We start from the raw sequence: 22,223 nt of genomic DNA on the forward strand, positions 1-22,223 counted from the left end.
CGATGGCTCTTTCTGGATGGTTCGTTGCCCTTGTGGCGCTCGGTATCGTACCGATCGTCATCACTGGCGAACCCGTCGTGTTAGTGCTGTGGCTCGTGTTTGCGATCGCTGTCGGCCTCATCGACATGGCGTTTGCCGTATCGGTGCGCTCGCTGCGATTCGACCGCACATCTCCGGATCGACTTCGCCTCGGCGAAACGACAAGCGCAACCCTGCGAATCACCAACCCCTCTCGTCGGCGACTTCGCGCAGTAGTTCGTGACGGCTGGCAGCCATCCGCCGGAGCACAGAGCAACCGTGCACGCTTGTCAGTGCCGGGGCGTGAGCGTCGCGAACTCACGACCGTGCTCACTCCACTGCGCCGCGGAACCCGAGAGGCGGCGCACGTGACCGTGCGTTCCTACGGACCGCTCCGCCTCATCGCGCGCCAGACAACGGTCATTGTGCCCGGTTCATTCACCGTGCTGCCGCCATTCAATTCCCGCAAACACCTGCCGTCGCGCTTGGCACGCTTGCGCGAACTCGACGGTGCCACGAGTGTCATGATTCGTGGCCAGGGCACCGAGTTCGACAGTCTGCGTGACTACGTTCGGGGAGACGATGTGCGCTCCATCGACTGGCGTGCCACCGCGAGGCGATCCGAACTGGTAGTCAGAACCTGGCGCCCCGAGCGTGACCGTCGAGTAGTCATCGTGGTCGACAGCGGCCGCACCTCTGCTGCTCGCATCGATGACGAGCCACGCATCGACACCGCGTTCGAATCTGCCCTGCTGCTAGCAGCTCTCGCTTCTAGCGCCGGCGACCACGTCGACTTCATCATCTATGACCGCCGAGTACGCGCCCGCGTTCAGGGAGCCACCGGCCCCGACCTGCTGTCAAAAATGGTCACCGGTATGGCACCGGTGCAACCGGAACTCATCGAAATGGACTGGAACTCGGTGCCAGGCCTCGTGCGCCAAGCTACCTCTCAGCGCGCTCTCGTTGTGCTCGCCACCACAGCAGAGTCCCCCGGCGCGAGCCGCGGATTGCTCGCGATGCTCCCCCAGCTCACCACCAAGCACACCGTTGTGGTGGCATCCGTTGCTGACCCCACGATTCTGGATGCTACGCGCGACCGTTCGAACCGTGACGCTGTTTATCAGGCCGCTGCTGCAGAGCGCGCGCTCCTCGACCAGTCACGAGTGGCCACTGCGATCACCCAACTCGGAGCATCCGTCGTCTCACAACGCCCCTCTGATTTGCCACTGGCGCTTGCCGACCACTACATCGCTTTGAAGGCTGCTGGAAAGCTCTAGTTTGCGACGATGTGGGTGGCGCCAGCGTCGAATTCGCTGAGGTCGCCCGTGTTTCCTGCACGTGCACTGCGCCCACCGAGAATCCACTGGTATGCCAAGAATCCACCGAGTGCGATAGTGCCGATACCGATCTTGATCGGCCACGGCCAGTCCTGACGCGTGACGTATCCCTCGATGATGCCCGAGACAAGTAGGGCAAGGATTAGTCCGACGACGATGGTAAATAGCGCACGCCCGTCTTGCGCGAGAGCTTGAGCTCGCGTGCGGGCACCGGGGGCGACCCACGACCAGAAGATCATTACCCCCGTGGCGCCAGCGACGAAGATCGCGTAGAGCTCTAGTTGTCCGTGCGGTGCGATGTAGAGAAAAAATACATCGAGGCGGTCGAATTCATTCATGATCGCCGCGGTGAATCCGAGTTGCTGGGCGGTGTTGAACAACAAATAGGGGACGTAGACCCCCACAATTCCGAAGGCAATCGACTGCGCCGCGATCCACGCGTTGTTGGTCCACACGAATCCCGTGAATGACCCACCAGAGAACTCCGAGTAGTAGCCGACGAAGTCATCGCGGGCGAGGGCCTCGCGTTCGGCCGGGCTGCCAAAATTGGCGAGCACTTGGGGGTTCGAAATTGCCCACCACGCAAAGAGAAACCCCACAAGGAATGTGGCAGCGGCGAGCAGCAGTGACATCCACCGCACTCGATAGAGCGCAGCCGGAAGCTGCACGACAAAGAACTGCGGCAATTGGCTGAGGAGGTTCGCCGAAGCTCCCGTGAAGCGCAGGCGGGCACGGCTCAACGTCAGCGACAAGCGATCTGCCTGCGCAGACTGGCCGGTACTCGTCTTCATCGCCGAAAGATTCGTGGCGCCCGACTGGTACAGGTCGATGAGTTCATCGACTTCCGCGCCCGAAAGTCGGCGCTGTGAGCCCAATTGGGCAAGGCGATCCCAGTCTTCGCGGTGCGCGGCTGAGTACGAGTCGAGATCCATCTGCTTAAATGATGTCATGTCCGGCACACAAATGAGCAACACTCTCGCCTATGAGGATGAACCCGACGAGTTGATCACCGGTGAAGCGGTGGCGTTGGAGCTTCGTTCAGCAAGTTTTGTGTTGCGTGCTGCCGGGTCGATCATCGATTTCTTGGCCTACGGACTTGCGCTCATTGGGTTGCTCCTCGGAACCTTTGCGTTCGCGACGAATGCCGGCCTCGACACCGCGATCGGTCAAGCGCTCACAGTAAGTTCGCTAGTGATTTGTCTTGTTGTTCTTCCCACCGCCGTTGAGACTCTTAGCCGAGGAAAATCCTTGGGCAAACTCGCGATCGGCGCACGCATTGTTCGCAACGATGGTGGAGCGATCGGGTTTCGCCACGCCTTCATCCGCGCTCTCATCGGTTTTCTTGAAATCTTCATGACCGCTGGCGGCCTCGCCGCTGTCGTCGGTTTGCTCAATACTCGAGCGCAGCGCCTCGGAGATCTCGTTGCTGGCACCTACAGCCAGTACGAGCGAGTGAAAAAGTTTGCCAATCCTGTCGTGCAACTTCCTGGGCAACTCGCTGAGTGGGCGCGCACGGCCGATGTGGCCAAGATGCCGGATGGACTCGCCAGACGAATCTCGCACTTCCTTGTCGCCGCAGACGGCTACACCGCGGCAACTCGACAGCGGCACGCCACCAACCTTGCCAACGAGGCTGCAGCGTTCGTGTCACCGCTGCCATCGGTTGAAGCTGAACCCTTTCTCTCAGCTGTCAGCGCTCTGCGGCGTGAGCGTGAATCGGTAGCGCTTGCCGGTGAAAAGGATCGGCTCACCACACTTGAGCCAGCGCTCACGAGCGTGCCGCGTGGATTTCCGAGCAACCGGGGTTAGGCGCGAATGATCGCGAGAGCTCGATCGCGAATATTTTCGAGCTGCTCTTTCGATGCGGCTTCAACATTTAATCGCAGCAAAGGCTCCGTATTCGAGGCGCGCACGTTGAACCACCAGAACGGCTCTGCACCCTTCGTGACTCCCGTCACTGTGAGGCCATCAAGCTCATCAAACTCTGCCTCGCTAGCAAACGCAGCACGGATACGTGCCGTAGCCGCGGGAACATCAGCGACAACCGAGTTGATCTCACCACTGTTGGCATAGGGAGAATAGCGCTCCGAGAGCACCGAAAGGGGCTGCGGTTGCGAACCAAATTCTGCGAGTAAGTGCATTGCGGCGAGCATCCCGTTATCGGCGCCCCAGAAATCGCGGAAATAGTAATGGGCAGAATGTTCGCCGCCGAAAATCGCCCCCGTCGCCGCCATCTGATCCTTGATGAGCGAGTGACCGACATTGGTGCGCACCGGGATAGCACCCGCCGCAGTGATTGTCTCCGGGACGATGTTCGAAGTGATGAGGTTGTGGATCACAAAAATGTCACCGTCGGGCTGCGAGGCCCGCACCCGCTGAATTTCGCGCAGAGCAACCACTGCCGCTACTGCGCTCGGGCTCATAGCCTCGCCGCGCTCGTCGACCACGAAGCATCGGTCAGCGTCGCCATCGAAGGCAAGCCCCACATCTGCGCCGTGTTCGATTACGGCTTTCTGGAGATCGACAATGTTCGCCGGCTCAAGCGGGTTCGCCTCATGGTTAGGAAAGGTGCCATCGAGTTCGAAATACATCGGGATGATCTCAATCGGAAGTTCCGGGAGTCCCGCCGCCGTTGAGAGCACCGCAGGCACCGTCATTCCGCCCATGCCGTTGCCGGCATCTACGACAACGCGGATGGGCCGAATGCTGCGCAGATCGACAAGCTCCCGCAAATAGCCTGCATAGCCGCCCAGAACATCAACCTCACGCTGAGAACCTAGGACCGCGACCGCATCGATTCCTGATTCAAGGTAGGACTGCGCGCGATCACGAATCGCTTTGAGCCCCGTATTGAAACTGATGCCCTGAGCACCCGCCCGACTGAATTTGATGCCGTTGTAAGTTGCCGGATTGTGGCTAGCGGTGAACATTGCGGCAGGCGCATTTAACGAACCGGATGCGAAATAGGTTTCGTCCGTCGAGCAGAGCCCGATCAGCACAACATTGCCTCCGCGAGCGCGAGCGCCCGCCGAGAAGGCCGCCGCGAACCCTGGCGAGGAATCTCGCATGTCGTGGCCGACGATAATTTCGCTGCCTGCAGCATCCACTTCATCGACAAATGCAGCGCCGAGCGCTTCGACTACGTCGTCGGTGAGTTGCGAGCCAACAAGACCGCGAACGTCGTAGGCCTTGATGAAAGGGGTGAGGTCAATCGGACTAGCTTTACTCATGCCCTAAAACTACATGGCGAACGACCTGCCAGCCCTGCGGCACAGAGAGTCGATCGCCATGACGAGCGCACAAATCGTAGCTGTGTGGCTCTGCTGTGTAACTGAGCGGTCCAAGCACCGCCATTGAATCCGCATAGACATACGTGAGAGTGGCCTCGGCTTCTTCATTGCAGGAGACCTTGCTACACGGGCGCTGAATCATTGTGGTCCCTAGCCTACGACTGTGCACCCACAGGAGGGCAACTGCGGCCCGTAGAATGGTCTCGTGGCTAGATCATCGAAGCGAGAGCAAACGCGCTCTGTGCGTGGCAACTGGCGAGATCGCCATGGCCGCGGCATCCGCGCTGCCGTCACCGGGCCACACCTACCGCTGTTGCGCAGTCGCCACGGCAACTTCGAGCTCACGGTCGCTTCTGCCGCTCAGTTTTTGAAAGAAATGTGGCCAGAAGAACTCGCCAATGCGCGCTTCGAAGTTGGCCTCATGCCCGGCACCAGCCCAGAGGGCACAAAGGTCGCACGTTGGAAAGTGGTTGCCGATGAGCACCGCATTATTCTGTTTCGTCTCCCCATTGAGCGCATGGTGCGCTTGCACCGTGACGACGAGCTACACCGACGGATGCTGATCGAAAGTTGCGTATTCCGTGCCGTAGCTGAATACCTCGGCAAAGAACCATGGGAACTAGCGCCCAACCGTTTTCGACACTTCTAGCCGTCGACCGCTGAGAAGCCCCTACGGGAATACGGTCAGTGGGGAGGATCCCGGAGTTTGCGGGTCAATCGCATACGCCGCGATGAACCCGTCCTCCGCTTGCGTAACGCTGACATGAACCGGAGAGCTGTGTTCAAGCGTGTACGTCGTTCCGTTGGACACGGGAACGCGCAACGTTAGTCCGGCCTCAATCGCGAGTTCCTTAGCAACACCGTCAGCGGAGGTGAGCGTCAGGTTCACCACATCGTCGCCAGGATTCACAATGTTGAGCAGCGCATCCACCCCTGCAGCAACCGTGAACTGAGTGTCATCATCGAGGGCCGGGCTCGCTGAGAACCAAGCAAAATCTGTTGCCGTGACGGCCCCGCCAGACAACACAGCAGAAGTGGTTCGCGCAGAGGCCACAACCGGAACGTCAGACTCAATCTGCAACGAATAGGACCCCGTTTCGAGCTCTTCAAGCGGAATATCCGTGACAACGCCCGCGCTCAGATCGAGGCTGAAATTAATGGGGTCTCGGGCGTCATCTGCCGGCGTCAACGTCGCGGAAATAGTTGCAGGTTCTTCACCGGGAACGAAAACTCGAACGGCGGCGATGACATCGTCACCCTGCGCGACTGTGCCAAGCAACGCCTGAACTGCCTCAAGATCTGTGATGACAATTCCCGGCACGACTACGGATCGCGACGGCGGCTGCGTCGGGCCCAGAATGTCTACGCCGCCCGGATCAAGCCCGCGAACGATCGACTGTTGAAGTTCCGCCGTTATTTGGCCGCCCGTGCTTGTGACATGAACTACCGGGGACAAAACACCGGGAGCAAAACCCGCCAAAGAAAGCACGCGCTGCCCGTTGGGAGGAACCACAATTCCGGCAGTTCCCGCCGCAGAAACAAGCCCACGCTCGTCGAAAATTTCCAAGGTAACCGTTGCAGCAACTTCGGTCGGGTTTGTGAGCGCAATCAGAGTGGTGCGACCTGTCGTTGTCGCTCCACCGACAAGCCAGCTATCTCCACCGACCGCGCGGCACCCTGCGGCAGCAAAACCGACATAGTCACCGACGTTCACGTACTGAGACTGCGCGCCACTCAGCCGCACCAAACTTTGCGGATCCTGCGCATCAGGGGCAGCACTGAGAACTAGCGGTGCAGCAATTGCTTCGCCTGTTTCCGCATCCGAAGCGGTGATGCGTGCTTGGTCCACTGCGCCAGAACTCGATGAGAATCGCGTGACAGCCTGACCAAGAGTGAACACTGACGATGCCGCGGCGCCAGACTCGTCAGACAACCGCAAAAGCGGGCCAGGACACGTGAGCTGCTGTGCAGTAGGAACGGGAACTACTCGAGCACTCGGCGGAGAGGTACTCACTGTTGGAAGGTCGATGAAGGTCGCCCCAAGCACGACAGCAGCTGCCGTAGCGATACCGACAATGCCCACAATTACGCGCGCTCCGACAAGAGCTGCAGCTTTTGCCGATACCGGTCGCCGCGTGCTCGACTCCGGTTCGGCAGCTCCCGTCAGCTCCGAATCATCGTCAAACTCGCTGCCCGTGGGCTGCTCAGGCAGGGCTGCTGCCTCGTCGTGGGTGGGATCTGTGCCGGTCATTCGCTCGCCTCAATCACGGTCACAGCGCTCTCTGCCTTCGCCGCACGCAGCCGTCGACGACGCGTTGTCGGGATTGCCAACAGCAAAGTGAGCGTGAAAATCACTGCCTGGCCGGCAAGAATCGCTTGCCCAAGTTGAGTGCCGACGTTGCTCGGCCCGATGGCGCTCGTCACGTCGCTTACGTCCGGATAGTGCCAGAGATAGCCCTGGTCGGTACTACCGATGGGGTTGAGAAGACTGTTGCCGTCGAGGGCTTCAATAATGCGTTGACGAGTTGGCGCATCATCCTGACTGGACTCAGGAGTGAGCACAATGAACGCAATCTGAAGATCCGTGAGCTCGCCCGCCACATCAAAGCCGCTGCGTGAGGCGATATTGCCCGCCAGAGTCGCGGTCTGCTTCGCTTCAGCGGAAAGCGCGGTGCTCGTCGCTGCGACCGTCGACTGCTCATCAAGACCGGAACCGCGACCACGATGGACATCTACCGCGATCGTTGAATCGGAGGTGACTGTGATCTGGAGTGTTCCCAGCCCATCGTGCTGAGTCGACTCTGCCGCAACGAATGCGGGGAGGAGGCGGCCGTTGCTTACCGAGACAGTCGCGGCTCCGGATGCCAAAACCCACAACGGTGCTGCTGCAAGCACGAAGACCCCGACCAAGGCAACCAACGCCGGGAGCGCCGCATGGCGTTCGAGGCTTTCAACGGCAACCACGACGGCACCACACAATCCCAACCAGTAAAGGCTGAGGGCCGCACCCGCCCACACCACAACCGACGATTCACCCGTCGAACTCACGGAAACGTGAGAGACGGCGACGGCAGTCACAAAACCTAAGAGCGCCAATGAGAGGGCCGGAATCGCTCGACGACTTCCCGGAACAAACAAACTCATTATCGCGAGCACCGCGAACGGTGACAACAGTGCCGCAACGAGCACCGGACCATACTGGCCATTAAGCCCAAGCATCTCGAGTAACGGGCTCCAGCCGTTAGCGCCGGGAACGACGCTGCCAAGCGCCAGCTGCCAGCCGGTGGATGCCACGCGAGCCACGGGTACGCCAGGATCCGCAAAAATCGCCAACAGTGTGCCCCGCGCAACCTGCTGGACGACGAGCGGAGCAAACAGCGCGGCGGCAGGAATCACAATCCACAACAGGCGGTGCGATGCCTTGGGCCGGGCAATGATCCACGCCACGAGGGCGATCAGTAGTGCAGGGATGAGGCTAGGTGCCGACGCAGCGATCACAGCGAACAGAAGCGCGGCGATCGCCGACATCGCCCAATTGTGCGCGGCTCGAAGCACGGTGAGCACAAGCCACGGAAGCAGCAAGTGCACGAGGACGGCCCCCAGTTGCCCCTCGCCGAGAGAGATCAAGAAACTGGGCGCCAGCGTCCAGGCCACGGCCGCAAGGGTCGGTGCCCACGTTCGTTCCGAAATGGATGCAGCACAGAGCCACGCAGCAAGGGCAGCAAGCGGGAGCGCCACTAGATACAGCACAACGATGCTGAAGGATGGATTCCAAAAAGTCAGTGACCCCATCACGGCGAGAACAACGGCAAAGGGATCAGCCGCAACAACCTGCTGCGCCAAATCGTTCCAGCCGTAACCGACATGGGACCAGAGTTCTGCCGGGCTTGATGAGAGCGGAAGCAGCCCTCCCCCGGTCAGAGCCGGAACGTCGACAAAGCGGGAAAAGCTAATGACGCCCGCGACAGCAGCGAGCAAAACAACCCAGGCGCCTCCATTACCGAAGAATTTGGGGCGAGCGACTTCGAAAGCGGCATCTGGCGCATCGCCGCTGCGTTCGTGAGCGCGCAGCTCGCGAAGCTCGGCCCACGTGATTCGGAGCGGATCGACCGCGCCAAAACTGAGACGCTTATTGCGCTTGAGGTTGCGTCTGGCGGCGACAACACCACCACCATCAAAGATTGCCGCAAATGCGGCAGCCAATTCACCGGCAACCGCAGTGGGCCGTTTTCCGACAAGGTGCCCGAGCGAGCGCATGATTGCCAACGGCAGGAGGGTGAGCCAGTGCAATGGCACCGCGAATCCTGGGGCATAAACCAAACGGCGGTGCAGTTGGGCGAAGCGCTGAACCCGATTGTGGGCAGCGGCCGAAACTGACCGTTTTCCGAAAAGCTCGGGGCCTCCGGCGCTGGCGACGCGGGCATCAGCGACGGCGATTACCCGATGACCGGCCAGTCGAGCGCGAACACAAAAATCGAGCGCGGCATCCACCGATGGCAGTTGGGGGTCGAAGCCGCCAAGCGCTGTCCAGACTTGCCGCCGGACAAGCATTCCGGCGGCTGCTACGCCCAAAGTATCTGTTTGCACATCGTGCTGAGCTTGGTCGAGCTCATCACTGACGAGGCCGAGCGAACGTCCGAGCGGTGTAAGCGATTCGCCGAAGTTTGAGATGACCGCAGGATCGTCCCAGCGAACGAGTTTTGGCCCGGCCACGGCTACCGATGGGGCAATTTCAACAGCGCCAAGGAGGGCGCGGAGAGCATTGGGTTCTGGAGCACTGTCATGGCTCAGCAACCAGAGCCACTCGTTTTCTGCTGATTGAGGTGCAGCAGATTGCAGCGCTTGGGCGATTGCTCCGCCAAAGGTGCGCCTACCGTGAGCGTCTGCGATCTGCGCTGGTGCAGACTCAACCATGATCGACAACGACTCGTCGCTGGAGTCTGCATCAACCGCAATGACCGAATCGGGTCGCCGAGTTTGCGCCGCAATCGCGGCTAGCGTTCGTGGCAGATATTTGGCGCCGTTTCTGGCGACGATGACTGCTGTGACTCTCGGCTGCATTTGTTTGAGACTATGCGTCGAGGGCACTCAATCCGACTCGACTCGCTGCGCTCGAGCGAGTCTGAGAGTTGCCCTCAACGAAAGCTGCGTAATTAACTGGCGCGTTTGCGCAGTTTGCGACGTTCGCGCTCGGAAAGCCCGCCCCAAATACCGAAACGCTCGTCATTTTCGAGAGCATATTCCAAGCACTGAGTGCGTACTTCGCAGGAAGAACAGATCTTCTTCGCGTCCCGCGTGGACCCACCCTTTTCCGGGAAGAACGCTTCAGGATCAGTTTGAGCACAGAGCGAGTCTGTCTGCCACGAAAGTGCATTGCCGTCTTCGTCGGTGAGCGGTTGCCGCACACCAGGGACCCCGAGTCGAACGGGGTCAACGAACCAGTCGTCAGGAACTCCCGAGCGGTATCCGCTGTTGCCCATCTGGTCTCTCTCCCCTCCGCTTTCAATGCTTCGCATCAAATCGCGTTACATAATTACACCGGTGTAGTTCCCGAGAGTCAAGTCGCAGATCATAATTGCCTCGACCAGAACTTAAGGGTTATGGCGCGCCGTGAGTTCAGTTAACTCAGCAAAGCGAGATCGTGATCGACCATAGTCGCCACGATTTCCTCAAACTTCACCGTTGGAGACCAACCTAGAATCTTCCGAGCCTTGCTCGCATCCCCCAGTTGGAGGGCGGCATCCCCCGAACGCAGCAGTGTGCCAGAAACACTAACTCGGTCTTGCCAATTATCGACACCAGCACGATCGAACGCAGCAATCACGAAGTCACGAACGGAATGAGAAACACCGGTCGCGATCACAAAGTCATCCGGTTCAGGATGTTGCGCTGCTCTCATTAGCGCATCCGCATAGTCGGGAGCCCAACCCCAATCCCGTTGTGCATCCATGTTTCCGAGTTCTAACGTCTCTTGCAGTCCCGCCGAAATTCGGGCCGCGGCAGCCGTTATCTTGCGGGTGACAAACGCCTCAGGGCGACGCGGAGATTCATGGTTGTACAGGATCACTGAGGAAGCAGCCACGCCAGCGGTGCGATAGGCGCCCACAAGGCCGTGTGAGTACGCCTTAGCCGCCCCATAGGGACTTGTGGGGCGTATTGCCGTCTGTTCGTTTTGAGGCGATTCTGTTGGCGCACCGAAGATCTCAGCACTCGACGCCTGAACGAAACGGATGTCGGTATTGCCGCGATCGTGAATTAGCTTCACCGCCGCCAACATTTCGGCGACCACCGAACCATTCAATCGCGCAGTAAGCGCCGGATTCTGCCACGACTGATATACCGAACTCAGGGCAGCAAGGTTGTAAATCTCGTGCGGTTCGATGTCCGCAATGAGTTGAGCAATGGCGCTGTCAGTGCCGAGATCCAGTTCGTGAGCAACAACTCCGCTGGTGACGACCTCATCGGCATCACGTGTGACGCCGTGCACCTCGTAGCCTTGCGCAAGCAGGAGCTCGGCAAGGTACGAACCATCCTGGCCAGTGACTCCCGTGATCAGTGCCAGTGTCATTTGAGTCCGGCAAGCGCTTTCTGCTCCGCTACGTCAGCGTCAACCATCATCGCGATGAGCTCCGGAAACTTGACCGTAGGCTCCCAACCCAATTTGGCTTTGGCTTTTGCTGAGTCGCCAACGAGCAGATCGACCTCGGCGGGGCGCATGAATCGCGCATCCAGCTCGACATAGTTTGTCCAGTCATCGATTCCTACAGCGGCAAAGGCGTGGTCGAGAAGCGCACGGATGCTCTGAGTTTCGCCAGTCGAAATGACATAGTCGTCTGGCTCATCCTGCTGAAGCATCAACCACATTGCTTCGACATAATCTCCCGCGAACCCCCAGTCGCGCTGGGCGTCAAGGTTGCCGAGGGTGATCTTGTCTTGCAGACCCAACGAAATGCGGGCAACGGCGCGGCTGACTTTGCGAGTGACAAATTCTGGGCCACGGCGCGGCGACTCGTGGTTGAAGAGCACACCAGACGAGGCGTGCATCCCGTACGACTCGCGGTAGTTGATGGTCATGTAGTGGCCGTAGACCTTGGCAACGCCGTAGGGCGAGCGCGGCCACAGGAGCGTGTCTTCGTTTTGCGGCACGGTTTGAACCTTGCCAAACATTTCGGAGCTCGATGCCTGGTAGAACCGCACATCTTGACCAGTGGCCGCCATGTGAAGCCGCACTGCCTCGAGAGCATTGAGCACTCCCATGCCCGTAACTTCACTGGTGAGGTGTGCGTTCTCCCACGAGTAGGCGACGAAGGAGATCGCGCCCAAATTGTAGAACTCATCGGGCTTGGCGACGCTCATCGCACGCATGAGGCTCGACAAGTCGGTGAGGTCACCGGTCAAAATTTCGACATCCGGGATGAGCTGCTCAAGCAATTCGCGCTTCGGGTTGTTCTGCCCCCGCATAAGACCGAAAACTTTGTACCCTTTCGAGAGAAGCAACTCTGCAAGATAGAGCCCATCTTGGCCGGTGATACCTGTGACGAATGCGCGCTTCATAGTTGTCTCTCTTGCTTGCTAGCGGCCGGCTATTCCCGGGTTCTGAGCCGATACCTCGGCGGATGCAACGCTACTGGAACTTGAACATCTGTGCAGAGCCCGATTGCGTCCGCGGCAGTGCAGCCTAGGACTCAGTCTGGCTGTCTTTCGTCCTCGTCGTTGCCACGACAAAGGAGCCCGCCTTGACCCTTAACCGCCAGACGAAGAGCGCTTGAGTACACACCGACACGGTTTCGCCGATAGCTAACCCCCAAGCGCCGCCGGCGGCTCCATAGGTTGCGCTAAGCACGAGAATGGCGGGAACGCCGACTGCTGCAGCGAGCAGCACGCTCAGCATGAATTGTCGTCGTGCGCCCATTCCGACAAGTGTGATGCGACCAAGCGACGTGCCGAGTGCGATACCCAGGGTTGCTACCCCAAGACCGAGGGCAGTGGCCTCATTGATTGCAACTTCCGCACCGAAAAGCACCTCAGAGAGCCAAGGACCAAGAAGAGCAAAGGCGGTGAGGCCAGAAAGCCCAAGGCCAGCATGCACGATGAATGAACGGCGGATGCGGCGACCAAACTCTGCATCACCCTCTTCAACAACCCACCCTTGAAGCGCATTGCCTAACGCCGAAACGGAATACTGTCCTATGCGATACAACTTGTCGCCCGAAACATACGCAGCAGCCTGGGCGCTTGCCGCGGTAGCTCCGACGAAGGTGACGGCAAGAGAGTTGTACGCTCCCCCGGCAACCTCGGTGGTTACAGCCGAGCGATTGGCACGAAACACTTCGCGAATGGCGGCGCCATCTCGACGGCGCAGTTCAGCTATCCCTGCCGTGCGCAGAGCAAAAAGGCCAACACTGACGACAGACGCAAGAACAAGGAGAACCGGATACCAGAGCACATCGCCAGCGTTCAACACAATCACGGCAGCGATGATCGTGGCAACGATGCGAGGCGAGATCTCATAGATCGCGATCAAACTTGCGCGCCCGAGCCCGATCATGAACCAGGCACTCGATAATCCGGTCAAGCTCATCGCGACCGCCATCACCGCGGCATCCACCCGATAGTCGCTTGGGGATACAGCGGCAGCGATAGCGCCCGCGAGTACGGCACTGGGCAACCACACAAGCAATCGCGCCTGCACACTCGTCGCTAAAATTCGGGGCCGGATGCTCGGCTCAGCAAGCGCAATCAGCGGAGGCCCTACCGTGTTGAATCCGAGCGCAACAATGAGCGCGAAGAAGCCACCGCTGGACTGCCCAACGGCTATCGCAAGCCACGCATCAGCCCCAGCGACCCTCGCCAGAATCGGCAAGAACAAAAAAGGGGTAATCAGCGACAGGAACGGCAGCCCCGCAAAGCCGAGGATGCGTTTGACGAACATACGTCGAGGTTACTGCGTTGACTAGCCGATCCAGCTCATACTGCCCCAACCCACACCCACGACTGCCGGCTTGCCCCATCCGCCAGTGCCGGTCGTTGGGTAGAGGCGCAGCGATCCATCAGCCATGCGCGCGAGAACATCCGAGGTGCCATCTCCGTTGAAATCGCCAGGGGCCACGAATGCGGTTGCAATGTTCCATCCGTAACCAACGACCCTGGGCGCTTTCCACGATGCGGTGCCCGTGCCGCTGTACAAAAGCAACCTTCCTGAAGCGTCCCTTGCGAGTAGGTCAGTGATCGCATCGCCATCGAAGTCTCCAACGTTAAACACTGCGGTCATGGCTCCCCATCCGACGCCCACTTGGGATTTGACTCCAAAAGTTCCGTCTGCTTTACCTAGGTAGGCCCACATTGTTCCGGTGTCGTCGATGGCCAAGATGTCGTGGTAACCATCACCATCGAGGTCACCTGCAGCCAGTATCGACTTCATGATGTTCCAGCCATGCCCTATCTCTGCCCGTTCCCCCAGCTCGCCCGCGGTCGAGATGGGGATGCGAACCAACGTCCCTTCTGCGGTTCGTGCCAGCAGGTCAGGTTGCCCATCACCCGCAAGATCACCAGCTGCTAGCACCGCGGTGACGTCGGCGAGATTACTTCCCGTTTTTACGGGAACTTTCCACCGGCCGGCCCCCGTAGTCGGATAGAGGACTACGTCACCACTAGCGGTACGAGCTGCTACGTCTCCGGCTGAATCAGCGTTGAAGTCGCCTAGCCCAGGTTGCGCGAAGTAGGCTGCACCAGCGACCGGGCCAGGCCCGACTAGCAGGTCAAAACTTGTCCAGTCCCCCGGAACCAGACGCTTAGCTAGCCAACCGCCTTTGCCGTTGCCTGGATAGACCCAAAGGCGTCCTGCAGCATCTTGGGCGAAGATGTCAGCACGACTATCGAATGTGTAGTCGCCAGCGCCAAATACTGCACGCATGCTCAACCAGCCGTTTCCAATAATTTTGGATCCCAGCCAGCCCCCGGCGCCGTTTCCTCGGTAAAGACGCAGTTGCCCGAGAGAGTCGCGGCCCACAACGTCAGCTTTTCCGTCACCATCAAAATCGCCCGGTGAGAAAACCTGATCGAGCACACCCCAACCGTTTCCAATTAGTCGCGCTGGGCCGAATGTGCCTCGCCCGTTTCCGGGGAACAGCCAAAGACGCCCATCCGCGCTAATCGCCATAAGATCGACTGCGCTTCCAGCGTCAAATCGCCCAACGCTAAAGATGGAAACGTACTGGGTCCAATCGCCTGCAAGCAGGGTTCCGCTTTGAATGCCCGTCAGCCCATCCGTGGCATGAAGCCAGAGCGCACCGTCGCTATCGCGGCCGAGAATGTCCCGATGTCCGTCACCGTCGACATCGCCCGCGGGAATCAATGACTCGTAGGTTTCCCATCCCGAACTGATGTTAAGCTCTGACGCGATCTGACCGCGCGAGTTCGGTTGAAATATTGACAACTTGCCGTCTGGAGTACGAGCCAAGATATGACTCAGATGATCAGTCGCTGTAACTTCTGGCACTAGTGAACTGCCGAACCAGTTGGAGTAGTACCACCAGAAATTTCGGTTCCCGTAGGACGAGCAGGAGTCACCAACTCCACCCAAGTTGGCCAGCGCTGCGGCGTTGGGGCGATATGGGGTGTAGTTGTACAACGCCGCTGTTGCATAGTTGACAATATTTACTGAGCTGCTGCCACACGAGGTATTCGGGTGGTACTGAATCTGGTGCACTCCGGGCTGCTTCGCAAATGCCGCGGCCTTGTAGGCCTTCAGCTGTCGTGCCCCTAAATAAACTTGGTTGCCGAACCCGAGAGCATATTCGGCGCACGGTGCAGTATCGGGGCATGCCATGCCCATTGCCCGGTCAAGGGCCGCTTCACCCGGCGCCCGGCTGGAGACCAAGCCCTGTTCCTTTTGTAAAGTAACGAGAATTACTTTCGCGCTAATTCCACAAGCTACCTGTGCGCGATAAATGATGTCAGCAGCACTGAGGGTTCCCCCGGTGAACGCTTCACAGATGAGGTTTCCCGTCGTCTGCGATACATCCTTCGCGCGGCTGCTTACCGGAGCAGTAAGGACATTCAAACAGCGACCGTTGATGCACGTGCCAATTTTGGAATTCAGGAAAGCCTGAATCTCGTTTTTGGTCATCGCTTGACCGTCATAAAACAGGGCGTCGCTGATAATGTTTCCGGCGCTGAATTCAGAACCCGTAACGGCACTCGCCGGAGCGGGAGATGGCGCGACAATGAGTGTGCCAGCTAGCGCAAAACCTGCAAGAGCTGCGGCAAGCATTTTCAATCTGGTGCGGCTGTTGCCCATCACGATTGTCCCCCTACTGAACTGCCCAGTGCTAAGAAACACTAGACGTATCTCTAAACACTACGTTCCCTGACGCTCCTCCGCATCAGGATTGGCAATCTCCACCCCCGTTTTGGGCGCGAAAACTACTGGATTGTCGCCACATAGAGGGTTCCTTCGCCACGAAAACGCACCCTCCGCTCATGCTCAGTGATGAACGTAGCCTCTCCGCGCTTGAGCACCGTGGCGTTCTCTTCACCGTCAAGGGTGAAGTCCCCATCCACACAAACAGCGATTGCGGCGCCAACCAATTCCACAGTCTGATCACCCGTGAGTACGAGCAATTGGAAATCACGCACCGGTGGCTGGAAGACCTGAGCGGTCGACCCCAACGCTCGTGCGGGCAAATAGGGCACCGGGCTCGCCGAGAAATCAAGCACGCTCAGCAACTCGCGCACATCGACGTGCTTCGGAGTGAGACCGCCGCGCAATACGTTGTCGGAGGATGCCATCAATTCGATTCCCAAGCCCCCTAGATAGGCGTGGATGTTGCCAGCCGCCAAAAACAGGGCCTCGCCCTTCGCCAGAGTGACATGGTTGAGCATCAACGCGATAAGTACCCCTGCATCCCCGGGGTAATGCCCAGCGAGGGTGCGGACAAGCGCAAATTCTTCCCCGGCATCATCGGCGAGCGCGCTCACCAGTTTCACGAGCTCCGGCAAAGGGTCCCCCGCCGAGATCAGCCACTCGAACATCGCGCGCATATCGGTGTCGTCGCGAGCGAAAGCCAACCACTCGGTAAACAGAGCCGGCCTGGGGTTGGCGGTTGCGGCATCCAACTCAGCTAGTCGTTCAATGGATGCTCGGGTGTCGGCCATTGATCGAAAGCCGCACAGCGCCTCGAAGGTATCGCTTACTGCGACGATGAGTTCTGGCTTAGCGGAAGCATCTTTGTAGTTGCGGTGCCCCGCTGTGAGGGGAATGCCCTCAGCGTTCTCCCTGGCGAACCCCTCGACGGCTTGCTCAGGGGTGGGGTGTGCCTGCAGGGAGAGCGGCGCTCCAGCGGCAAGCACTTTCAGAAGGAACGGGAGCCGACTGTGACCGTAACCAAGGATGCGGGCAGCGTCCTGCTGGATCCACTCATTGAGATCTGTCGCTCCATCTGTCTGAGTTGGATCGACGATGACGCTCGGGCTCCCCGGATGCGCACCAAACCAGAGTTCAGCCTCAGGCTTTCCTGTCGGTTCCGTGCCCAATAGCGCGGATATTTCGCCAGCTGAACCCCACGCGTAATCACGGGGCGTGTTAGTGATGCCTACAAACATTCAGTCCACTCTTCTCTCAGCATTAGCCCAAAGTACCAACCGTCTAGAAGCGACGTGTACTCACGCTTTAGGATCACAGTGATTTCGATAAGCAATGGAGCGACGACTATGTCATTTGAGACCCTCAGCAGCGACTTCTACGGTTATGAGAATGCGCTGACCGATCAGGAAAAAGACACCATCCTGAAGCTGCGCGCATTTCTCGATAAAGAGGTGCGCCCGATTGCGAACGATCTGTGGGCAAAGGCCGAGTTCTTCGACCGCGACGTAGTCGTCAAGGGACTCGCTGACCTCGGGCTCTTCGGACTCCCCTGGGCTGAAACCCAGCAGTTCCCGAACTCTGCCGTGTTCCGCGGCTGGGTCGCCCTCGAACTGGCCCGCGTCGATGCCAGCGCTGCGACGCTCGTTGGCATGCAGAACGGCCTTGTCATGGGCTCCATCGGGGTCGCTGGTTCACAAGAGCAGCGCGACGAGTGGCTGCCCAAGTTCGCTTCCGGGGAGTTGCTCGGCGCCTTCGGACTCACCGAACCACTCTCGGGTTCCGACACTGCCCAAGGACTCCAGACCGTCGCCAAGCGTGACGGTGACAACTGGATCATCAACGGTGCGAAGCGCTGGATCGGCAACGGCTCCATCAGCGACGTCACCATCATTTGGGCTCGCGACGAAGCCGACAACCAGGTCAAGGGATTCATCGTTCCCACGAGCACCCCCGGCTATTCAGCGACGCGGATCGAGAACAAGCAAGCTCTGCGCATCGTGCAGAATGCTGACATTGTGCTCGAGAACGTTGTTGTTCCCGAAGCTAACCGTCTGCAGAAGTCCACATCATTCCGCGACACTGCCGCCGTGCTTCGACTCACTCGGGCCGAAGTCGCCTGGGCCGCCGTCGGAAACTCGATCGGCGCTTACGAAGCCGCCGTCAAGTACACCGGGGAGCGCATCCAATTCGGCAAGCCCATCAGTAGCCACCAGCTTGTTCAAGAACACCTCGCCAAGAGCCTCGGCAACATCACGGCATCCATCGGCATGGTTACCCGAGTTTCTGAGATGCTCGATGAGGGCACCCAAAAAGATGAGCACGCCGCGTTGGCTAAGGAATACACGGCCAGCCGGATGCGCGAGACCGTCGCTTGGTGCCGTGAAGTGCTCGGCGGCAATGGCATCGTTCTCGATTACGGCGTAATGCGTCACTTCGCGGATGCCGAAGCGATCTATTCGTATGAAGGAACTCGTGAAATGAATACGCTCATCGTGGGCCGTGCGATCACAGGTAAGGCAGCATTCGTCTAATCTTGCGTAATGCGACTGATTGAGCACCCACGGGCGCGGCCCTGGTACCTCGTTCTCTCGCTCTTGATTCTGTTCGGCGGAGATGCTTGGCGATTCTCTGTCGGCTGGGTGGTTTTCGGTGCCGTGGCAATTGCGATTGCCACGGCATCCGCAGTGATTCTGGTTCAGGCTCGGCACCGCTGGAGTATTGGCGGGCTGCCCTACCCCTTTGTTGTGTTCATGGCGTTGGCGACAGTGTCACTGGCCTGGTCGCAGTATCCGGCCGCGAGCGCCCTCGGTCTGCTGACGACTTGGCTCACGGTTCTGGGCGCACTAGCGCTGGCGATTAGCTTCACGTGGCAACAGTTGCTCGACGGGCTCGCTCGAGTACTGCGCATCTTGATCGCCGCATCACTCGTTTTCGAACTGATCATTGCGACAATAGTTCGCGGTCCGATCCTGCCGTGGACTGCTCAACCAGAAGTCGCGGTGCCCGGCTACGACACTATTCCGAAAATGCTCTACTGGTCGCGCAACGAGCTCTTCGAGACTTTCGATCAGGGGCGCATTCAGGGCATCGTTGGCAATGCCAACCATCTCGGATTTTTGGCTCTTCTTGGCCTGATTGCTTTTGCGATCCAATGGGCCACCGGGAGCGTGAGCAGGCGGTGGTCAATTTCGTGGATCGTGCTGGCCGCAGTCACTCTCTTCTTTACGCGTTCCGCGACGGTGACGGTGGCGCTAGCCGCTGTCGCCATCACTGCAGTGGGGTTATTCGTCATCCGTAGCCGTGGCAGTGAGCGTGGACGCCGCTGGAGCGCTGTGGGGTTTGTGGCTGTTGCTGGCGTCGGCGCCGCGGTTGGCTTCGCACTGCGGGGCACCATTTTCGAGTTGCTCGGCAAGAGCAGCGACCTCACCGGCCGCTCCGAGATCTGGCAAACGGTCATCGGGCTTGCCGAGCAACGTCCAGTGTTTGGTTGGGGCTGGATCAGCTTTTGGATGCCCTGGACCGAGCCATTCAAGGGGCTTGTTATTCGCAACGGTGTTGTTCAGGTTCAAGCTCATGACACGTGGCTTGATGTCTGGCTTCAACTAGGAATTGTGGGTGTCGTGGTCTTCGGCGCGCTCGTGGCTTCAGCCTTGCTGCGAGCTTGGCTTCTTGCCGTGGATCGCCCACGCACGATGCCCGGAGTAACAGATCCATATTCTGCGCTCACTTTCTTGCCCATTTTGATAATGGTCGCTCTGGTCGTGCAAAGCATCCCCGAGAGCCGGCTGATCGGCGAATACGCTCTCGCGATGCTCGTGATCATTGCGGTCAAGACGAAACGGCCCGACTGGACGGTCAGCATCACATGATTCAGCCTCCGCCCCGCTACCGAGCGATCATCGACACGGGCGCAACAGTGCTCGGTTCCGCTCGAGTGTCTTCGGTTCTCTCAACGGCGACAGTTGGTACAGCACTGTGCGCGTTTGCTCTTCGCAACACAATTGGCGGGCCAGGGCTGCTCGCCATTCTGGTCGTTCTTGTCTTGTTCGTCGGCGCATCGCTAGCAGCGCAGTGGGGCAACATCGGTTGGCGCGCACTCGTTCCGATTTCGTTGATGGTATTCACGCTGTGGTCCTGGCTCACGATCTTCTGGAGCCAATACCAGTGGGCATCCCTAGCAGCGCTGAGCTACCTGCTTGTATTCACAGTGCTGGGGATCTATATCGCTCTGGTGCGCGACACCATCCAGATTGTTCGCACTTTTGGGGATGTGATGCGGTTCGTTTTGGTCGTATCGATTGCTTTAGAGATCTTGACGGGACTTGTCTTTGATACCTCATTCAAGGCCCTGGCAATCGCTGGCAACCTCGGCATTGCGGAGCCAATCCAGGGCATCTTTGGCTCACGAAACCAACTGGGCGTCATCGCTGTCATTGCCCTAATCACGTTCGCAACCGAGCTGCGCACCAAGTCCCTCCAGCGCGGCTACGCTATCGGCTCACTTGTGCTCGCCGGTGTTGTGCTTGCTCTCTCCCAATCTCCCCTTGCCTTTGGTACTGCATTGGTCGTCTTGGCCGCTAGCGCCGCTCTCTATGCACTGCGCCGGGTTCCTTCCGGGCGACGCCGGTATTGGCAGTTCGTTTTGATCGGATTCGTTGCCGCTGGTGCGATCATCAGTTGGCTATCACGAGTCGCCATCGTTGCCTCATTTGATGCGAGCGGCGATCTCACCTATCGCTTGCGGGTGTGGCGTCAACTCTGGGACCTCGGTGAGGTACATCGCCTCGAAGGGTGGGGCTGGATCGGCGCGTGGAATGCTGATCTTGCACCGTTTACAGCGTTCGGAAACTTCGGGAGTCGCGTCCCTGGCTCGGCACACAACGCTTACCTCGACGTCTGGTTCCAACTGGGCTTGGTTGGCTTCCTAATTTTTATTGGACTCCTGGGGCTCGCCTTTATGCGCTCGTGGCTGCTGGCGTCACGTCGCCGCAGTGTCGTTTACGCGTGGCCCGCTTTGGTTCTCTTGACGCTCATCCTCAGTGCGAGCGCCGAAAGCTCGTTACTGATCGAGTTTGGATGGCTGACCTTTGTCGTGTGCTGCGTGAAGGCTGCGCGCGAACTCAGTTGGCGCAACGCTCTTGACACTAGAGGTAGTGCAACTTTTCGCTAACTAGCGACGACCGGCAAGTTCTTCGAAGTACTGTCGAGACTCCCACGCAGATGCGACAATGTCGGCTACCGAATAACGAGCCGTCCAACCTGTGAGTTTGCGGATCTCGTCGACGAGGCCAACGACCGCGGCAGGATCCCCATCACGACGGCAAGCGACTTTCGCTGAAATATCGCTCCCTGAAACCAAAATAATCGAGTCGACCATTGCTCGCACTGACGTTCCGACCCCCGTTCCCACGTTCAACACTTGATTACCTTGTCGTGCTGGAAGCGCGTCGAGGACTGCGAGATGGGCCTCAGCAACGTCACTAACGTGCACATAGTCACGCACGCATGTTCCATCATTGGTGTCATAGTCATCACCGAAGATCACGGGTGGCTCTCCGGCAGCAAGATTCTCGAAGCAGATGGGGATCAAGTTGAGCGATTGGGTGTCACCGAGCTCAGGGCTGCCAGCGCCGCCGACGTTAAAGTAGCGCAGGCTCGCAGCACGCAGAGGCCACGCGCGTGCTGCCGAAGTGATGAGCTGCTCGCCGATCAGCTTCGTAGCACCATACGGGTTTATAGGAGTCGTCGGCGCGTTCTCGTCGATTTCACCTGAGGCGTCGCCATACACTGCCGCAGACGATGAGAACACGAGTTTGTGGACTCCCGCTGATTCCATTGCCAAAAGAACTTGTGCGATTCCGGCCACGTTCTGCAGGTAATACCACGCTGGCTTCACGACGGATTCACCCACTTGCTTGTGTCCCGCAAAATGGATGACTGCATCAATTCGATAATTGCGCAAAATGTCCACAAGCTCAGGAACGCAATCGGAAACTAAGTTTAACTCGACTATTGGTGTTCCGGGGACGCGATCCCGATCGCCGGTAACGACATCATCGACGACCACTACGAAATCTCCACGTGCCTCGAGCAATCGGACTGTGTGGGCGCCGATGTAGCCGGTTCCTCCGGTGACAAGAACTCGCATCCGTCAATCTTACGAGACAGCGCCAGCTGTGCAGTTGCGAAAGAATGAAAGTACTACCCGCGTCC

Annotated in this window: 18 protein-coding genes; 6 read left to right on the plus strand and 12 right to left on the minus strand. The window is 59.0% G+C overall.

Annotated elements, in window-relative coordinates:
• Positions 1-2 precede the first annotated feature (2 nt).
• On the plus strand, positions 3-1,295 hold the full coding sequence (locus ACOH1Z_RS04110) for a DUF58 domain-containing protein (RefSeq protein ID WP_449647203.1): 1,293 nt from the start codon (positions 3-5) through the stop codon (positions 1,293-1,295).
• Here the strand turns inward: ACOH1Z_RS04110 and ACOH1Z_RS04115 are convergent.
• Positions 1,292-2,287, minus strand: coding sequence for a stage II sporulation protein M (locus ACOH1Z_RS04115; RefSeq protein ID WP_449648191.1), 996 nt, complete (start codon positions 2,285-2,287; stop codon positions 1,292-1,294). The two genes, ACOH1Z_RS04110 and ACOH1Z_RS04115, sit on opposite strands and share 4 nt — an antisense overlap.
• Positions 2,288-2,303: 16 nt before the next feature.
• Between ACOH1Z_RS04115 and ACOH1Z_RS04120 the strand changes: the two genes are divergently transcribed.
• A complete protein-coding gene (locus ACOH1Z_RS04120; protein WP_449647204.1) occupies positions 2,304-3,164 on the plus strand; it encodes an RDD family protein in 861 nt (286 codons plus the stop codon).
• Here the strand turns inward: ACOH1Z_RS04120 and ACOH1Z_RS04125 are convergent.
• Both ACOH1Z_RS04125 and ACOH1Z_RS04130 read right to left on the minus strand, forming a co-directional pair.
• Entirely contained in the window at positions 3,161-4,585 is a 1,425-nt protein-coding gene (locus ACOH1Z_RS04125) for a phosphomannomutase/phosphoglucomutase (RefSeq protein WP_449647205.1), read from the minus strand. The genes ACOH1Z_RS04120 and ACOH1Z_RS04125 overlap by 4 nt on opposite strands.
• Entirely contained in the window at positions 4,578-4,787 is a 210-nt protein-coding gene (locus tag ACOH1Z_RS04130) for a DUF3499 family protein (RefSeq protein ID WP_449647206.1), read from the minus strand. Before ACOH1Z_RS04130 ends, ACOH1Z_RS04125 begins: the two co-directional genes overlap by 8 nt.
• Before the next feature lie 63 nt (positions 4,788-4,850).
• Here ACOH1Z_RS04130 and ACOH1Z_RS04135 point away from each other — a divergent pair, with 63 nt between their 5' ends.
• The gene (locus ACOH1Z_RS04135; protein WP_449647207.1) at positions 4,851-5,294 is read left to right on the plus strand and encodes a metallopeptidase family protein; all 444 of its coding nucleotides are present in this window, start codon (positions 4,851-4,853) and stop codon (positions 5,292-5,294) included.
• Between the two features lie 21 nt (positions 5,295-5,315).
• On the opposite strand, the gene ACOH1Z_RS04140 is transcribed toward ACOH1Z_RS04135, so the two are convergent.
• The 8 genes from ACOH1Z_RS04140 to manA form a co-directional block, all read right to left on the minus strand.
• On the minus strand, positions 5,316-6,896 hold the full coding sequence (locus ACOH1Z_RS04140; RefSeq protein WP_449647208.1) for a DUF5719 family protein: 1,581 nt from the start codon (positions 6,894-6,896) through the stop codon (positions 5,316-5,318).
• Complete coding sequence (locus tag ACOH1Z_RS04145; RefSeq protein ID WP_449647209.1) at positions 6,893-9,706, minus strand: glycosyltransferase; 2,814 nt, start codon at positions 9,704-9,706, stop codon at positions 6,893-6,895. The genes ACOH1Z_RS04140 and ACOH1Z_RS04145 overlap by 4 nt, the downstream gene beginning before the upstream one ends.
• A gap of 92 nt (positions 9,707-9,798) precedes the next feature.
• A complete protein-coding gene (locus tag ACOH1Z_RS04150; protein WP_449648192.1) occupies positions 9,799-10,125 on the minus strand; it encodes a WhiB family transcriptional regulator in 327 nt (108 codons plus the stop codon).
• Positions 10,126-10,265: 140 nt separating this feature from the next.
• Complete coding sequence (locus ACOH1Z_RS04155) at positions 10,266-11,213, minus strand: GDP-mannose 4,6-dehydratase (RefSeq protein WP_449647210.1); 948 nt, start codon at positions 11,211-11,213, stop codon at positions 10,266-10,268.
• On the minus strand, positions 11,210-12,199 hold the full coding sequence (locus ACOH1Z_RS04160; protein ID WP_449647211.1) for a GDP-mannose 4,6-dehydratase: 990 nt from the start codon (positions 12,197-12,199) through the stop codon (positions 11,210-11,212). The genes ACOH1Z_RS04155 and ACOH1Z_RS04160 overlap by 4 nt, the downstream gene beginning before the upstream one ends.
• A 124-nt stretch (positions 12,200-12,323) precedes the next feature.
• A complete protein-coding gene (locus tag ACOH1Z_RS04165) occupies positions 12,324-13,577 on the minus strand; it encodes an MATE family efflux transporter (protein ID WP_449647212.1) in 1,254 nt (417 codons plus the stop codon).
• Between the two features lie 21 nt (positions 13,578-13,598).
• Positions 13,599-15,944, minus strand: a complete 2,346-nt coding sequence (locus tag ACOH1Z_RS04170) for an FG-GAP-like repeat-containing protein (RefSeq protein ID WP_449648193.1) — start codon at positions 15,942-15,944, stop codon at positions 13,599-13,601.
• A 125-nt stretch (positions 15,945-16,069) separates the two neighbouring features.
• Positions 16,070-17,248, minus strand: coding sequence for a mannose-6-phosphate isomerase, class I (gene manA / locus ACOH1Z_RS04175; protein ID WP_449647213.1), 1,179 nt, complete (start codon positions 17,246-17,248; stop codon positions 16,070-16,072).
• A gap of 108 nt (positions 17,249-17,356) precedes the next feature.
• Here manA and ACOH1Z_RS04180 point away from each other — a divergent pair, with 108 nt between their 5' ends.
• Genes ACOH1Z_RS04180 through ACOH1Z_RS04190 form a run of 3 tightly spaced genes read left to right on the plus strand, consistent with a single transcriptional unit; the run spans position 17,357 to position 21,180 of the window.
• Positions 17,357-18,541, plus strand: a complete 1,185-nt coding sequence (locus ACOH1Z_RS04180; RefSeq protein ID WP_449647214.1) for an acyl-CoA dehydrogenase family protein — start codon at positions 17,357-17,359, stop codon at positions 18,539-18,541.
• Between the two features lie 9 nt (positions 18,542-18,550).
• Positions 18,551-19,879 (plus strand): O-antigen ligase family protein, encoded by a 1,329-nt coding sequence (locus tag ACOH1Z_RS04185; RefSeq protein ID WP_449647215.1) that lies wholly within the window; start codon positions 18,551-18,553, stop codon positions 19,877-19,879.
• Positions 19,876-21,180 (plus strand): O-antigen ligase family protein, encoded by a 1,305-nt coding sequence (locus ACOH1Z_RS04190; protein WP_449647216.1) that lies wholly within the window; start codon positions 19,876-19,878, stop codon positions 21,178-21,180. Before ACOH1Z_RS04185 ends, ACOH1Z_RS04190 begins: the two co-directional genes overlap by 4 nt.
• Here ACOH1Z_RS04190 and galE read toward each other — a convergent pair whose 3' ends face one another.
• A complete protein-coding gene (galE, locus tag ACOH1Z_RS04195; protein ID WP_449647217.1) occupies positions 21,181-22,158 on the minus strand; it encodes a UDP-glucose 4-epimerase GalE in 978 nt (325 codons plus the stop codon). It abuts the gene before it with no gap.
• Between the last annotated feature and the right edge of the window lie 65 nt (positions 22,159-22,223).

The sequence above is a fragment of the Rhodoglobus sp. genome (assembly GCF_053580035.1).

Coding starts and splice junctions, on each gene's coding strand:
- ACOH1Z_RS04120 (WP_449647204.1), top strand. CDS start 2,304: ATGTCCGGCACACAAATGAGCAACACTCTCGCCTATGAGGATGAACCC.
- manA (WP_449647213.1), bottom strand. CDS start 17,248: ATGTTTGTAGGCATCACTAACACGCCCCGTGATTACGCGTGGGGTTCA.
- galE (WP_449647217.1), bottom strand. CDS start 22,158: ATGCGAGTTCTTGTCACCGGAGGAACCGGCTACATCGGCGCCCACACA.
- ACOH1Z_RS04130 (WP_449647206.1), bottom strand. CDS start 4,787: ATGATTCAGCGCCCGTGTAGCAAGGTCTCCTGCAATGAAGAAGCCGAG.
- ACOH1Z_RS04180 (WP_449647214.1), top strand. CDS start 17,357: ATGTCATTTGAGACCCTCAGCAGCGACTTCTACGGTTATGAGAATGCG.
- ACOH1Z_RS04170 (WP_449648193.1), bottom strand. CDS start 15,944: ATGGGCAACAGCCGCACCAGATTGAAAATGCTTGCCGCAGCTCTTGCA.
- ACOH1Z_RS04145 (WP_449647209.1), bottom strand. CDS start 9,706: ATGCAGCCGAGAGTCACAGCAGTCATCGTCGCCAGAAACGGCGCCAAA.
- ACOH1Z_RS04140 (WP_449647208.1), bottom strand. CDS start 6,896: ATGACCGGCACAGATCCCACCCACGACGAGGCAGCAGCCCTGCCTGAG.
- ACOH1Z_RS04185 (WP_449647215.1), top strand. CDS start 18,551: ATGCGACTGATTGAGCACCCACGGGCGCGGCCCTGGTACCTCGTTCTC.
- ACOH1Z_RS04165 (WP_449647212.1), bottom strand. CDS start 13,577: ATGTTCGTCAAACGCATCCTCGGCTTTGCGGGGCTGCCGTTCCTGTCG.
- ACOH1Z_RS04115 (WP_449648191.1), bottom strand. CDS start 2,287: ATGGATCTCGACTCGTACTCAGCCGCGCACCGCGAAGACTGGGATCGC.
- ACOH1Z_RS04110 (WP_449647203.1), top strand. CDS start 3: ATGGCTCTTTCTGGATGGTTCGTTGCCCTTGTGGCGCTCGGTATCGTA.
- ACOH1Z_RS04160 (WP_449647211.1), bottom strand. CDS start 12,199: ATGAAGCGCGCATTCGTCACAGGTATCACCGGCCAAGATGGGCTCTAT.
- ACOH1Z_RS04190 (WP_449647216.1), top strand. CDS start 19,876: ATGATTCAGCCTCCGCCCCGCTACCGAGCGATCATCGACACGGGCGCA.
- ACOH1Z_RS04155 (WP_449647210.1), bottom strand. CDS start 11,213: ATGACACTGGCACTGATCACGGGAGTCACTGGCCAGGATGGTTCGTAC.
- ACOH1Z_RS04150 (WP_449648192.1), bottom strand. CDS start 10,125: ATGGGCAACAGCGGATACCGCTCGGGAGTTCCTGACGACTGGTTCGTT.
- ACOH1Z_RS04125 (WP_449647205.1), bottom strand. CDS start 4,585: ATGAGTAAAGCTAGTCCGATTGACCTCACCCCTTTCATCAAGGCCTAC.